Here is a 12510-nt window from a genome sequence, read left to right as displayed (position 1 = left end):
GTCGGAATGAACGGGGTAGAGCGGGTCCGGACGGTTCTCTGGGTGGAACCGGTGTTCGTGGACATCCGGGAGTGCACGGAACTTCCGCGCGTGCGGTATGCGGACGACCTCAGCGGCGTGATCATGCTGACGGTGTCGCAGGTGCCCGTGATCGACGAGGATTTGGTCACGGACATCGAATCGCTGTGGGGTTCCGTCGGCAATCTGGTCGACGGCTATCGGAAGAACGGGCGCGCGGAGTCTTCCTTTCCGGATCAACCGGTGGACATCGCGCTCGAGCCGGTGCCGCGAGGTCTGCTGCGAATCACGGTGAGCGGCAAAGATTGGAAGCGCACTTCGGTGGCAGGAGAGAAAGAACTGCTGTCGGCGCTCGTCGCGGGCGGGGTGGAGTTCTACGAAAAGATGACCGAGCTGACGGCGCGGGGTTTTGGCGCGGAGATGCGAAAACTGACTGGGGAGTGAACGCTGCGTTCCGGCGGCGCATCGACATCGGTGCGCCGCCGGAACCCGGAATCAGGCCGGTCCGGAATTCAGCTCCACCAGTGAGGACGGGTTCTTGTCCGGATCGGTCGGCTCGCCGACCGAATTCCATTGATTCTTCTCGATCTTGACCTGCTTGGTCTGGCCGTTGGTCGTCATCGTCGCGGTCATCGCGTGGTTGTCGCCCCAGATCAGGTAAACCTTGGCCAGGTCGAGGCTCAGGTATCCCTTGTCCGCGGTGATCCGGAAACAGAATGACTTTGTGCTGGTGCGGCTCCAGATCTCGACTCGGCTTCCGGGCGCCGCGCAGTCGGTGAACAAAATGTGTCCGTCGCCCTTGAGCAGGCGAATTCCATGCTCCGCAAAAATCTGGTCTGCGCCCGGGTAGTCGTAGTATTCGACGATGGGCGGCGGTCCGTCGTCGGCGAACGCGGCGGTACCGGTTCCGGTCAAGGCAAGTGCGGCGACTGCGGTGACGGCGAAGGATCTTCTCAGTGTCTGCATCGAGGTACTCCCCATGGTTTATCCCAAAAGTGCGGAATATGCCTACCATGGTGCGGGAAACCCCGTCCACGAAAAGTGGGCAAGGCGTAGGAAAACGCGTGCTGGTTAGCGCGTTCAGCCCAGTGCGGGAGCCTTGGCAGCCCGGTCAGCAATAACCCAGCTGTGCCAGCGAGTTCACCACGATGTCCGACGGATGGTACTTGTCCGTCCAGGACACCCCGCGGCGATTCTGGTACGTGGCAAGGAACTCCCGCAGCCGGTCGCCGCGCATCTCGGTCAGGACGACGTTCTCGCCGATTCCCACGTGCCGTTCGGTGCGGGCCCGGTGGACCGCGCACGGCACGCCCAGGTAGCCGCATTCCTCCTGCAGCCCACCGGAATCCGTGACGACGTACTCGGCTCGCGCGACCAGCGGCAGGAACTTCAGGTACCGCATCTTCGGCTGTGCGATGAACTTGTCGTCGAACAGGCTGTCCAAGCCCAGCGCGCGGATCTTCTCCCGCTCCGGCGCGCCGGCCAGGTAGAGCACCGGCATCGTGCGGCTTTGCGCGCGCAGGATTTCCAGTGCCTCGCGGTACTTGTCCGCCCGCGACACCAGTTCGAACCGGTGCAGCGTCGCCAGGCCGAACTTCTCCGGCAGGTTCGGCACGTCGAGCGGCTGATCGACGACCTGGCGCATCGAGTCGATCGCCGTGTTCGCTTCGGTGTTCACCACGACACCGCGGGCGCCCCGCAGGTTGTGCACTTCGCGCTCGCTCGGCGAGAAGTGGATGTCCACGAACTTCCCGGCGATCTTGCGGTTCAGCTCCTCCGGCAGCGGCGACAGGATGCTGCCCGACCGCGTGCCCGCCTCGATGTGCCCGACGCGGGCCTTCAGGATCTTCTTGCCGATCAACGCCCCGTACGGCGTGGTGAACGTGTCGCCGTGCACGAGCACGAGCGGCGGGCGGCCGTCCGCGGTCAGTTGGGCGCGGAGTTCGGCGCGGCGGCTCCACGCCGTGCGCATGACCTGCGCGGCCCAGCCGGGCACTTGCGCCGGGGATTCGAGGTCGCGCGCCTGTGCGCGAGGCACGAACCACAAGTGGGGTTCCGGCAGCCGCAGATCGGACAGGACGTCGGCGACCTCGTCCACGTGCTGTGCGGTGAACCAGAGCTTCGGTGTCGCTCCGCGCTCGGCGATGCGGTGGAAGACCGGCGCGATCTTGATCAGTTCCGCGGTGGTGCCGGCGACGAAGGAGATCACCGAGGACGCCCAATCAACAGAGGGTTAGCGACGGCGGCAAGGATACTGGGCATTCGCGCCGGTCAGGCGCAGGGTAGCCTCGCCGCGTGAGTGCTCACCCGCTCGTTCCGTCGCTCAGCGTCGTGATCCCGGTCTGCAACGAACAGGACTGGATCGAACGCAGCGTGGGCGCGCTGATCGCCTCCGCGGCGGCGGCCCGGTGGCCGGTCGAGGTGCTCGTCGTGGACGACGGGAGCACCGACGGCACGCCCGAACGGCTCGCCCGGCTGCAGGAGAAGCACGGCATCACGGTGCTGACCCAGCCCAACGGCGGCCGGTTCGAGGCTCGCCGGGCCGGGATGGCGAAGGCCTCCGGCGACTGGCTGCTGCTGCTCGACAGCCGGGTCATCGTCGACCCGGGCAGCCTCGCGTTCCTGCGCGAGCAACTCGTCGAACACCCGGAGCGCGCGGTCTGGAACGGCCACATCCACGTCGCCTCCGAGCACAACCCCTACGCGGGCTTCATGTCCGGCCTCGTCGCCATCGGCTGGCGGCGGTACTTCGCGGACCCGAAGCTGACGTCGTTCGGCATCGAGGAGTTCGACGGCTACCCCAAGGGCACCACGTTCTTCTGCGCGCGCCGCGACCTGCTGGAGGGCTCGGCGGCCGCGTTCGCCTCGCTGTTCGACGACGTCCGGCTCGCCAGCGACGACACCCGGATGCTGCGCTGGATCGCCGAACGATCGCGGATTTTTCTGGCCCCGCAGTTCTCCGCGATCTACCACGGGCGTGATTCCTTCACAAAGTTCTACGCTCAGTCATTCTTTCGGGGGACAACCTATGTTGATTCCTACCTAAATTCACCCGGTCCAGCGAGAAACGCGTTATTTTGTTCGCTCGCTGTAGGCGCGATGGGTGCCGGACTGGCGGTGAAAAAGCCGAAGACAACGGCCGCGCTCGGCGTGGCTGGAAGCGTCGCGGCCGCCGCTGTGGTGAAGAAGTGCGGGGCCACCAACGCCGAGGCGCGCGCGGTCGGCACCCTGCTGCCGGTCTTCGCGGTCGGCTTCGGCTCGGGGGTGTTTCGCGGGCTCTACCTCGCGTTACGCGCACGGCTGCGGCGTCGATGAGCGTGACCGGAGTCGTCCGCGACACCCACCGCACCGCAGGAAAACTCGGCGGTTCGCTGATCGCGTCGATCGTCCTCGGCTACGTCCTCACCGTCGCTTGTGCGCGGCTTCTCCCGCCCGACCAGTACGCCACGTTCGTCACTTTCTGGGGCCTGCTGATGGGCCTCGGCAGCGCTCTTTCCCCGCTTGAGCAGGAACTTTCCCGGCAGTCCGCGGTCGCGGCGCTCACCGGCGGCCTCGCCGGCCGGGGTGCGCTCCGGGCCGTGGCCACCGCCGCCGCGGTGGCCGCCGCGTTCGGGTTAGCGCTGTTCGTCCCGCCGGTCAACGACCGGCTTTTCCCTGGATCCGGGGAGCTCGCCCTGGTCGTGCTGGCCGGCGGCGTCGCGTTCGCCTGCCAGTTCGGCATCCGCGGATTGCTGATCGGACAGCACCAGGTGAAGCATTTCGCCTGGCTGGTGGTGGCCGAACCGGCGGTTCGTGCCCTGGTCCTGGGCCTGCTGGTCATCGCGACGGCCTACCAGCTGGTGCCGTTGGCGCTGGCAGTCGCGGCGGGTTCGTTCGCCTGGCTGCTGTTCGTCCGCCAGGGCTGGCGGCTGCTCGACGTCCGCGCCGAGGGCGACGGCTGGCCGGTGACTGTCCGCCGGATGCTGATGCTGCTGCTCGGCGCCGCGCTCACCGCGAGCGTCATCACCGGATATCCCGCGCTGGTCGGCCTGCTCGCCCCGGGCGGCGACCGCGACCGGCTCGGTGCGGTCTTCGCCGCGCTGGTCATCGCGCGGTTGCCGTTGACGCTGGTAGGGCCGGTGCAATCGCTTGCGGTGCCGTTCGTCGTACGGCTTTCCGCGAGCGAGGCCGGACGGCACCGGCTGCGGCGCGTGCTGCTGCTCGGCACCTCCGCCTCGCTCGCGCTGGCCGCGTTCGGCGCGCTGGTCGGCCTGCTGCTCGGCCCGTGGGCAGTGGGGTTCGTCTACGGCGCCGGCTACCAGGTGGACGGCTGGGCGGTAGCCGGGCTCGTCTGGTCCTCGGTGCTGCTGGTGCCCATGCAGTTGCTCACCGCCGTGCTCGTCGCGCGCGCCCAGGCCAGGCGCGTGTTGATCACCTGGACGGTGGTCGCGGCCACGGCTTCGGTGCTGCTTTTGGCCGTGCCCGGAGACACCGTGTTTCGTGCAGTCGTCGCACTCGCCGCCGCGCCAATGACCGGCCTCGCGGTTGTGCTCGCATTCGTTCTCGTCAATTCGTCGGCGAGGGCAATGCGCGACTCCGATGAAACGGCGGAATAGCGCCGCAGTAGTGTGACTTGGCAGCCTCCGGCATCGGTGTGCGGCGAAGGCAAAATGGTGCTCACGGTTGGAACGCGAATCCGATGAACGTTCTTCTGGTGCTGCTCGCATTCTGGGTGCCCGGGCTCGTCTTCGGGGCTGCCGTCCGGCTGCGCGGATGGACGCTCGCCGCCACCGCGCCTCTGCTCACCTTCGGAGTCGTCGCGCTCGGCGTCCCGGTGCTCGGCGGGCTCGGCATCCGCTGGACGATGCTCGCCGTCGCGCTCTGGACGCTGGTGCTCGCGATCGCCGGCTTCGGGCTGGCGTTCGCCGTGCGTCGCCTTCGCGCACGCCGCCATCCGGACTGGACGGTCGAGGAGCTTCCGAAGCTCCCGCTGCGCGACCACGTCGTGATGGCGGCGGGCGTCGCCGCGGGCCTCGCCGTGGGCGCGGTCGCTTTCCTGCGTGGCACCAACGGGATCAACTCCGTCCAGCAGGGCTGGGACGCGCCGTTCCACGGCAACCTCATCCGCTGGATCGCCGAACACGGCGACGCCCGGCCGTCCACCGTGGGCACGATCGCGAACCTGCCCGACCAGACCGACTACTTCTACCCGGACACCTACCACGCGCTGCTCTCGCTGGTGTTCGGCAAGGCCGGGCTCACCATGATGCCCACGCTGAATCTGGCCGCGCTGGCGGTGATCTTCACCGTGCCGGTCGGCGTCGCGGCACTGTGCCGGGTGTGGGGGATGCCCGCGCTGGGCGCCGCCGCGGCCGCCGCGGTCACCACGTGGTTCAGCGCGTTCCCGTACGACTCGCTGTGGCGTGGTCCTCTGTGGCCGTACGTCGCGGGCGTCGCGCTGATCCCGGCGATGCTCGTGCTCGCGCGGTACCTGCTGAAGCCGGACGGCGTGGCGGGCCCGGTCGCGCTCGGAGTCGGCGTCGCCGGACTGTGCGGCCTGCACACCAGTCTCGTATTCGTGCTCGGCGTGTACTTCCTGCTCATCCTGCTCGCGGTGCTGCTGCGCTACGAGAAGATCGAATGGCGGCGCAGCGCGCCTTCGCTGATCGCGACCGTCGGGCTGGCGATCGTGCTCGGCGTGCCTCTCGTGCTGCCGTCGCTGTACAACGCCAGTGGCGTGACGAGCGCGCACTGGCCGTCGGAGGCGACCGTCGCCGGGGGCCTCGGCGAGACGCTGACCTTCTCCCCGATGTCGGAGTTCCCGCAGTGGTGGGTCGGCGTTCCCGCGTTCATCGGCATCGTGTTGATGGTGCGGCACCGGCGGATGCTGTGGCTGGTCGGCGCGTACGTCGTGTTCGGCGGCCTGTTCATGGTCACCGTATCGCTCGATTCGAACCTCGTGCGGGCGGTCACGAGCGTCTTCTACAACGACCACTGGCGGATCGCCGCGCTCGTGCCGCTCGCCGGCGCGGTGGCCTTCGGCGAGTTCACGAACACTTTCGTCGCCTGGCTGGTGCGCAAGGCGCAGCCGCGGGTGAAGCTCAAGCCGGTCGTGCTCACCGGCGTTGCCGTGCTGCTGCTGGCTGTGGTGCTCGGCGGGCTGAGCGGAGGCGGCTACATCGGACGCAACGCGGTGCGGCTGGCAGCCAGGTACCAGGACGGGCCCACGGTGTCCAAAGCGGAGGAAGCCGCGTACGACTGGCTCGCGCAGCACACAGTGCCCGGCGAACGCGTGATGAACAACAAGGCCGACGGTTCGGCGTGGATGTACGCGCTGTCCGGCGTGACGCCGGTCGAGTGGAGCTTCTACGGAGCCGGTCCGGGCACGACGGCCGCGTACCTCAGCGACCAAGTAGACCAGGTCGGCAGGTCGCCGCGAGTCCGCAGGGACCTCACCGACCTGCACGTGCGCTATGTCATCCAGGGCAAGGGACTGGCCACCGTCACCGCGATCCAGTCGGCGGGCGTCGCCCGGATCGCCGAGGGCCCGATGTTCCACGTCGTCTTCCGCAATTCCGACGCGACGATTTACGAGATCGCGGGACAGTCCGGCGTCGCCGCCGAACCCGCGCCGAGCACTTCGCACGGGGAGTGAGCGCTCATGGCTGACTTGTCCGGCACGCTCGTGAACACCCGCCGCGTGCTCATCGTGATCCCGGCCTTCAACGAGCAGGACAGCGTCTCGGCAGTGCTCGCCCAGATCAAGCGGTCGCTGCCGGGCATGGACGTGCTGGTCGTCGACGACGGTTCGCTCGACCGCACCGCCGAACTCGCCCGCGAGGCGGGAGCCAGGGTGGTCCGGCTGTCGGTGAACCTCGGCGTGGGCGGCGCGATGCGCACCGGGTTCCGTTACGCCGTCTCGCGCGGCTACGACGCGGTGGTCCAGGTCGACGCCGACGGACAGCATGATCCGGCTGAGGTCGGCGCGCTGCTGCGACTGCTCGACGAGGGGGCCGACCTCGCGATCGGCTCCCGGTTCGCGGGCAAGGGCTCGTACCGGGCGGTCGGTCCGCGCAAGTGCGCGATGGCCGTCCTGTCGCTGGTGTTCAGCAAGCTGGCCGGGACCAGGCTCAGCGACGTCACGTCCGGGTTCAAGGCGATGGGGCCGCGCGCGATCCGGCTGTTCGCCGCCAGCTATCCGGCCGAATACCTCGGCGACACGATCGAGGCGCTCGTGCTGGCGATCCGGGCGAAGCTCACGATCGCGGAAACCCCGGTCCTGATGCGGGAGCGGGCGGGCGGCACACCGAGCCAATCGCCGGTGAAATCCGCCGTGTACCTGGGTCGCGCGGGGCTGGCGCTGCTGCTGGCGCTGGTCCGCCGCCGTCCGTCCGTCGATTCTTCCGACGCCGCGTAAGGAGGCCACCATGGCAGGCTGGCGCGTACTGAGCATCGTCATCGCTTGTCTCGTGCTGTTCGTCGTCATCGAGATGATGCGGCGGCGCAAGCTGCGCGAGAAGTACGCTGGCATCTGGCTCGTGGTGGCCATCGGCGTCGTGATCCTCGCGGTGGTGCCGGCGGTGGCGAACTTCGTGGCGCACCTGACGGGCGTGGAGACCCCGTCCAACTTCGTCTTCTTCCTGTCCGGAGTGGTCCTCGCGATGGTTTCGCTGCAGCTCTCGACCGAGGTCGGGCACCTGGAGGAAGAGGTGCGGACTGCGGTCGAGGAGACCGCGTTGCTGCGCTGCGAACTGGAAGACACCCAGCGCGCCCTCGAAGCACGCATCGCCGAACTGGAGAAGCGCACGACCGCGCCGGACACTGTGGACGGCCTGCCCGAAGCGAGGCCGGCACGCGTTCTCTGATCTCCGCACTGCTCGCCGCTCCGCCCCGGCTCGGCGGCGTCCGGGTGCTCGCCGTCGACGGTCCGTCCGGAGCCGGGAAATCCACTCTCGCCGCCGAGACGGTCGAAGCTCTCGGTTCGCGTGCCGCGCTGGTCAGCACGGATGCCTTCGCTACCTGGGACGATCCTGTCGCGTGGTGGCCGCAGTTGGAGGACGGCGTGCTGACGCCGCTGGCACAGGGCCTGCCCGGCGAGTATCGGCGGATGGACTGGACCTCCGGCGCTCCGCGTCCCGGCGAGCTGGTGCGCGTCGAAGTTCCCGAGGTGCTGGTGCTGGAAGGCGTGTCGAGCGGACGCCGCGCACTGCGGTCCCGGCTATCGTGGCTGTGCTGGATCGAGGGCGGCACCGAGGCTGAACGGTTGTCCAGGGCAGTCGCCCGGGACGGCGAGACGGCTCGGGCCGAACTCCGCCGCTGGCAGTTGTTCGAGCGCGGCTGGTTCGCGGTGGACGGCACCCGGGAGGCCGCCGACCAGCTGGTCTGAACAACCGGAATCTCGGCTCGACATCGGTTTGCGGCAGGCGAAACGGCTATTGCGCGGAATGCGCGAGCACTGGCGACTCGAGTACATTCGGGCGCTTTCCGGGTCCTTCGCGGGCAACGCCAAAGGCCCTCCGGCGGGGTTCCGGAACATCCACGGCACCCGGAACGGACAACCCGGACCGCTAGGCCAACCGGGTGAGCAAACCGCCACTCAACGTACCAAACCGGCGGTTTTCGCTACGCTGCGCGCATAATTGCCGACACATTGCACTCAATTTGGGCCTTACGTAGCGCGATCGTAACCTCACGTGCTTAAGCGGCGGCCGAGTTCCCGCTAGTGTCACCGAACACACCGATCGCACTGGTCTTCCCGAACTGACCGCCGACGGTGCATTTCGATACACCGAACATTCCCAAGGGGTGCCAGATGCAGCAATTGCGGCTGACCCGAACATGCCGGGCAGCTCTGATCGGGCTCGCGGGCGTGCTCGCGGTCTCGCTGTCCGCGTGCGCGGAATCGAAGCGGGACGAGGCCGGAGGCGGTGGGTCCGGGGGCACCATGGTCTTCGGCAACACCGGCAACCCGAAGGTGTTCGACCCGATCTTCGCCGACGAGGGCGAGACGCTCCGGATCACCCGGCAGATGCTGGACACGCTGATCCAGAACAAGCCGGGCACCGCGGACCTGGCCCCGTCGCTCGCCGAGAAGTGGACGTCGAGCAACGAAGGCAAGACCTGGACCTTCGACCTCAAGCAGGGCGTCAAGTTCAGCGACGGCACCCCGTTCGACGCCAAGGCGGTCTGCTTCAACTTCGACCGCTGGTACAACATGAAGGGCGCCACCGCCCAGAGCCAGATGATCTACTACGGCGACGTCTGGGGCGGCTTCGCGCACAACGAAGGCATCACCAAGGGCGATCCGCTCTACAAGAGCTGCGAAGCGAAGGACGACCACACCGCGGTTCTGAACCTGACCCGCGCGAAGGGCGCCTTCCCGGCCGCGTTCACCCTGCCGTCGTTCGCGATCCAGAGCCCGACCGCGCTGAAGAAGTACAACGCGGACAAGGTCACCGGCTCCGGCACCTCGATCACGTACTCCGAGTACGCCTACAAGCACCCGACCGGCACCGGCCCGTTCAAGTTCGAGAGCTGGGACCAGGGCAACGGCCAGATCACCTTGGTGCGCAACGAAACCAGCACGATGCCCGCACCGGCGAAGCTGGACAAGCTCGTGTTCAAGGTGATCCCGGACGAGAACGCCCGCAAGCAGGCGCTCAAGGCGGGCGACATCAACGGGTACGACTTCCCGGCCCCCGCCGACTACGGCCTGCTGCGCAACGACGGCGAGCAGGTGCTGATCCGCCCGTCGTTCAACGTGCTCTACCTCGGCATCAACCAAAAGGGCAACCCGCTGCTCAAGAAGCCCGAGGTCCGCAAGGCGCTGGCCTACGGCATCAACCGCGAGCAGTTCGTGCGCTCCAAGCTGGCCGAGGGTTCCGAGGTCGCGACCGAGTTCGTGCCGAAGGCGATCTCCGGCTACACCGACGACGTCACCAAGTACCCGTACGACCCGGCCAAGGCCAAGCAGCTGCTGAAGGACGCCGGCGCCGAGGGCATGACGCTGAAGTTCTACTACCCGACCGAGGTCACCCGGCCCTACATGCCGAACCCGGCCGACACCTACACCGCGATCTCCGAGGACCTGAAGGCCATCGGCATCAACGTGCAGCCGGTCGCCGAGTCCTGGAACGGCGGGTACAAGGACGACGTGCAGCAGAACGGCAAGCAGGACATCCACCTGCTCGGCTGGACCGGTGACTACAACGACGCGGGCAACTTCGTCGGCACCTTCTTCGGCCGCCCGAAGCCGGAATTCGGCCTCGAGGACACCGACATCTTCAACACGCTCGCCGCCGCGGACGCCTCGCCGGCAGGCGACGCGCACACCAAGGCCTACCAGGACGCCAACAAGAAGATCATGGACGCCCTGCCCGCCATTCCGATCGCCTACCCGACGCCGGCGATCGTGGTCGGCCCGAAGATCAAGGGCGTGGTGGCCAGCCCGCTCACTGACGAACGCTTCAACAACGTCACGATCGGCTGACGTGCTCCACTGAGCAGCCAGGCCAAGGGCAGGTGCTACCGCGCCTGCCCTTGGCCTCGTTCCCGGGCTGTACACAAAGGACTACTCGTGCTCCGTTTTCTCGTGCGTCGGCTGCTACAAGCGATCCCGACGCTGCTCATCCTGTCCATCCTGGTGTTCGCCTGGTTGCGCTCACTCCCCGGCGGGCCCGCGTCCGCTCTGCTCGGGGACAAGGCGACTCCGGAAAAACTCGCGAACCTGAACCACGTGCTCGGCCTCGATCAGCCGATTTTCGTGCAGTACTTCAAATTCCTCGGCCGCGCGGTCACCGGCGATTTCGGCAATTCGCTCGTGTCGTCGCGGCCGGTGATGTCGGAGATCGGCACGTTCCTTCCGGCCACCATTGAACTGGGCATCACCGCGATGATCATCGCCGTGGCGCTCGGGATCTCGTTCGGCTATCTCGCCGCGCGGTTCCGCGGGCAGATCGTCGACAACGTCATCATCGTGCTGACCCTGGTCGGCGTCGCGGTGCCGATCTTCTTCCTCGGCTACATGATGCAGGACCTGCTTTCCACGCCGCTCGGCTTGCCGTCGCAGGGCAGGCAGGCACCGGGCATCGATGCCACCGTCGTCACGCATTTCGCCATTCTCGACGGAATGATGACCGGCGAATGGGACGCGGTGTGGGACGCGATCAAGCACCTCATTCTTCCCGCGCTCGCGCTCGCCACCATTCCGCTCGCGGTGATCACCCGGATCACCCGCGCTTCGGTGCTCGACGTGTTCAACGAGGACTTCATCCGCACCGCGAACTCGAAGGGCCTCACGCAGCCCGTGGTCCGCCAGCGGCACGTGCTGCGCAACGCCTTGCTGCCGGTGATCACCACGATCGGCCTGCAGACCGGCGCGCTGCTCGGCGGCGCCGTGCTGACCGAGCGAGTGTTCAACTTCCGCGGCCTCGGATTCCTTCTCGCCGAAGGGATCGACAAGCGGGACTACCCGCGGCTGCAGGCGCTGCTGCTTCTCGGGGCACTGGTCTACGTGCTCGTGAACATGCTCGTGGATATTTCCTACGGGCTCATCGACCCGAGGGTGCGTGTGCGGTGAACACTCTGCTGAACAAGAAGAAAGAGCCGATCGACAAGCTCGCCGCGGCGTCGGCGGGCGGGCGCAGCCTCGGCGCCGAGGCATTGCGCCGGATGCTGCGCAGTCCGGTGGCCATCGTCGGCGGCGTGATCATCCTGCTGTTCCTGCTGCTGGCGATTTTCGCGCCGCTGCTCGCGCCGAAGGATCCACAGGTCCGGTATTTGCAGGACAAGGTCATCCTCGGCCGCGGCATCATTCCCGGCGCACAGCCCGGTTTCCCGCTCGGCGTCGACGATTTCGGCCGCGACTTCCTGTCCCGGCTGCTGATCGGCGCACAGCAGACCCTGCTGGTCGGCGTGCTCGCCACGGTGATCGGCGTGCTCATCGGTGCGCTTATCGGCGGTCTCGCGGGTGCCTTCGGCGGTTGGGTCGACACGGTCCTCATGCGAGTGGTCGACGTGCTGCTGGCGTTTCCCTCGCTGCTGCTGGCGATATCGATCGCCTCGCTGTTCGCGAAGCCGAGCCAGTGGACGGTGATCATCGCGGTGTCGATCATCGGCGTGCCGATTTTCGCCCGGCTGCTGCGCGGTTCGATGCTCGCCCAGCGCGAGGCGGACCACGTGCTCGCGGCGACGTCGCTCGGCGTGAAGCGGACGACGGTCGTGTTCCGGCACATGCTGCCGAACTCGCTCGGCCCGGTGATCGTGCAGGCGACGCTGACCCTGGCGACCGCGATCCTGGAGGCCGCGGCGCTGTCGTTCCTCGGTCTCGGCGACCCGGACCCGACCCGCGCGGAGTGGGGTTTGATGCTGGGCAACGCTTCCCAGCACTTCCTCGACATCCGGCCCGAGCTGGCCTACTACCCGGCGATCGCGATCATCATCGTGGCGCTCGGGTTCACGCTGCTCGGCGAGTCCCTCCGCGAAGCCCTCGACCCGAAGAACCGGCGGTGACCC

At 67.7% G+C, this 12510-nt stretch carries 12 protein-coding genes; 10 read left to right on the top strand and 2 right to left on the bottom strand.

What is annotated here, in order from left to right; all coding sequences use genetic code 11:
- The first annotated feature begins 6 nt into the window (after window positions 1-6).
- Window positions 7-462 carry a hypothetical protein gene (locus L3Q65_RS33780; protein ID WP_182892659.1) on the top strand — a complete coding sequence of 152 codons (456 nt, stop codon included), beginning with the start codon at window positions 7-9 and terminating at the stop codon, window positions 460-462.
- 51 nt (window positions 463-513) lie between these two features.
- On the opposite strand, the gene L3Q65_RS33775 is transcribed toward L3Q65_RS33780, so the two are convergent.
- Window positions 514-984 carry a hypothetical protein gene (locus L3Q65_RS33775; protein WP_237597534.1) on the bottom strand — a complete coding sequence of 157 codons (471 nt, stop codon included), beginning with the start codon at window positions 982-984 and terminating at the stop codon, window positions 514-516.
- Between the two features lie 145 nt (window positions 985-1129).
- A complete protein-coding gene (locus L3Q65_RS33770; RefSeq protein ID WP_237597533.1) occupies window positions 1130-2227 on the bottom strand; it encodes a UDP-N-acetylglucosamine 2-epimerase in 1098 nt (365 codons plus the stop codon).
- Between the two features lie 86 nt (window positions 2228-2313).
- Here L3Q65_RS33770 and L3Q65_RS33765 point away from each other — a divergent pair, with 86 nt between their 5' ends.
- The 9 genes from L3Q65_RS33765 (at window position 2314) to L3Q65_RS33725 (ending at window position 12507) form a co-directional block, all read left to right on the top strand.
- On the top strand, window positions 2314-3333 hold the full coding sequence (locus tag L3Q65_RS33765) for a glycosyltransferase family 2 protein (RefSeq protein WP_182892656.1): 1020 nt from the start codon (window positions 2314-2316) through the stop codon (window positions 3331-3333).
- Window positions 3330-4613, top strand: coding sequence for a hypothetical protein (locus L3Q65_RS33760; protein ID WP_237597532.1), 1284 nt, complete (start codon window positions 3330-3332; stop codon window positions 4611-4613). Before L3Q65_RS33765 ends, L3Q65_RS33760 begins: the two co-directional genes overlap by 4 nt.
- Before the next feature lie 83 nt (window positions 4614-4696).
- Window positions 4697-6652: a DUF6541 family protein gene (locus L3Q65_RS33755; RefSeq protein WP_237597531.1), complete on the top strand. Its 1956-nt coding sequence runs from the start codon at window positions 4697-4699 to the stop codon at window positions 6650-6652.
- A 6-nt stretch (window positions 6653-6658) separates the two neighbouring features.
- A complete protein-coding gene (locus L3Q65_RS33750; protein WP_182892653.1) occupies window positions 6659-7414 on the top strand; it encodes a glycosyltransferase family 2 protein in 756 nt (251 codons plus the stop codon).
- A 10-nt stretch (window positions 7415-7424) separates the two neighbouring features.
- A complete protein-coding gene (locus tag L3Q65_RS33745) occupies window positions 7425-7862 on the top strand; it encodes a DUF2304 domain-containing protein (RefSeq protein WP_237597530.1) in 438 nt (145 codons plus the stop codon).
- Between the two features lie 44 nt (window positions 7863-7906).
- The gene (locus L3Q65_RS33740) at window positions 7907-8383 is read left to right on the top strand and encodes a uridine kinase (protein ID WP_237597529.1); all 477 of its coding nucleotides are present in this window, start codon (window positions 7907-7909) and stop codon (window positions 8381-8383) included.
- A 426-nt stretch (window positions 8384-8809) separates the two neighbouring features.
- Window positions 8810-10486: an ABC transporter substrate-binding protein gene (locus tag L3Q65_RS33735; RefSeq protein ID WP_182892651.1), complete on the top strand. Its 1677-nt coding sequence runs from the start codon at window positions 8810-8812 to the stop codon at window positions 10484-10486.
- Between the two features lie 87 nt (window positions 10487-10573).
- Window positions 10574-11575 carry an ABC transporter permease gene (locus L3Q65_RS33730; protein ID WP_182892650.1) on the top strand — a complete coding sequence of 334 codons (1002 nt, stop codon included), beginning with the start codon at window positions 10574-10576 and terminating at the stop codon, window positions 11573-11575.
- Window positions 11572-12507: an ABC transporter permease gene (locus L3Q65_RS33725; RefSeq protein ID WP_182892649.1), complete on the top strand. Its 936-nt coding sequence runs from the start codon at window positions 11572-11574 to the stop codon at window positions 12505-12507. Before L3Q65_RS33730 ends, L3Q65_RS33725 begins: the two co-directional genes overlap by 4 nt.
- Window positions 12508-12510: the final 3 nt, after the last annotated feature.

Origin of the sequence: Amycolatopsis sp. FU40 (assembly GCF_021903635.1) — a bacterium.
Classification (GTDB): Bacteria; Actinomycetota; Actinomycetes; order Mycobacteriales; family Pseudonocardiaceae; genus Amycolatopsis; species Amycolatopsis dendrobii.
This window is presented reverse-complemented; position numbering and strand designations above follow the sequence as displayed.

Bases quoted from the DNA above. Each gene is read 5' to 3' on its own strand.
- L3Q65_RS33755 (WP_237597531.1), top strand. From the start codon at position 4,697: ATGAACGTTCTTCTGGTGCTGCTCGCATTCTGGGTGCCCGGGCTCGTC.
- L3Q65_RS33760 (WP_237597532.1), top strand. From the start codon at position 3,330: ATGAGCGTGACCGGAGTCGTCCGCGACACCCACCGCACCGCAGGAAAA.
- L3Q65_RS33745 (WP_237597530.1), top strand. From the start codon at position 7,425: ATGGCAGGCTGGCGCGTACTGAGCATCGTCATCGCTTGTCTCGTGCTG.
- L3Q65_RS33780 (WP_182892659.1), top strand. From the start codon at position 7: ATGAACGGGGTAGAGCGGGTCCGGACGGTTCTCTGGGTGGAACCGGTG.
- L3Q65_RS33775 (WP_237597534.1), bottom strand. From the start codon at position 984: ATGCAGACACTGAGAAGATCCTTCGCCGTCACCGCAGTCGCCGCACTT.
- L3Q65_RS33735 (WP_182892651.1), top strand. From the start codon at position 8,810: ATGCAGCAATTGCGGCTGACCCGAACATGCCGGGCAGCTCTGATCGGG.
- L3Q65_RS33750 (WP_182892653.1), top strand. From the start codon at position 6,659: ATGGCTGACTTGTCCGGCACGCTCGTGAACACCCGCCGCGTGCTCATC.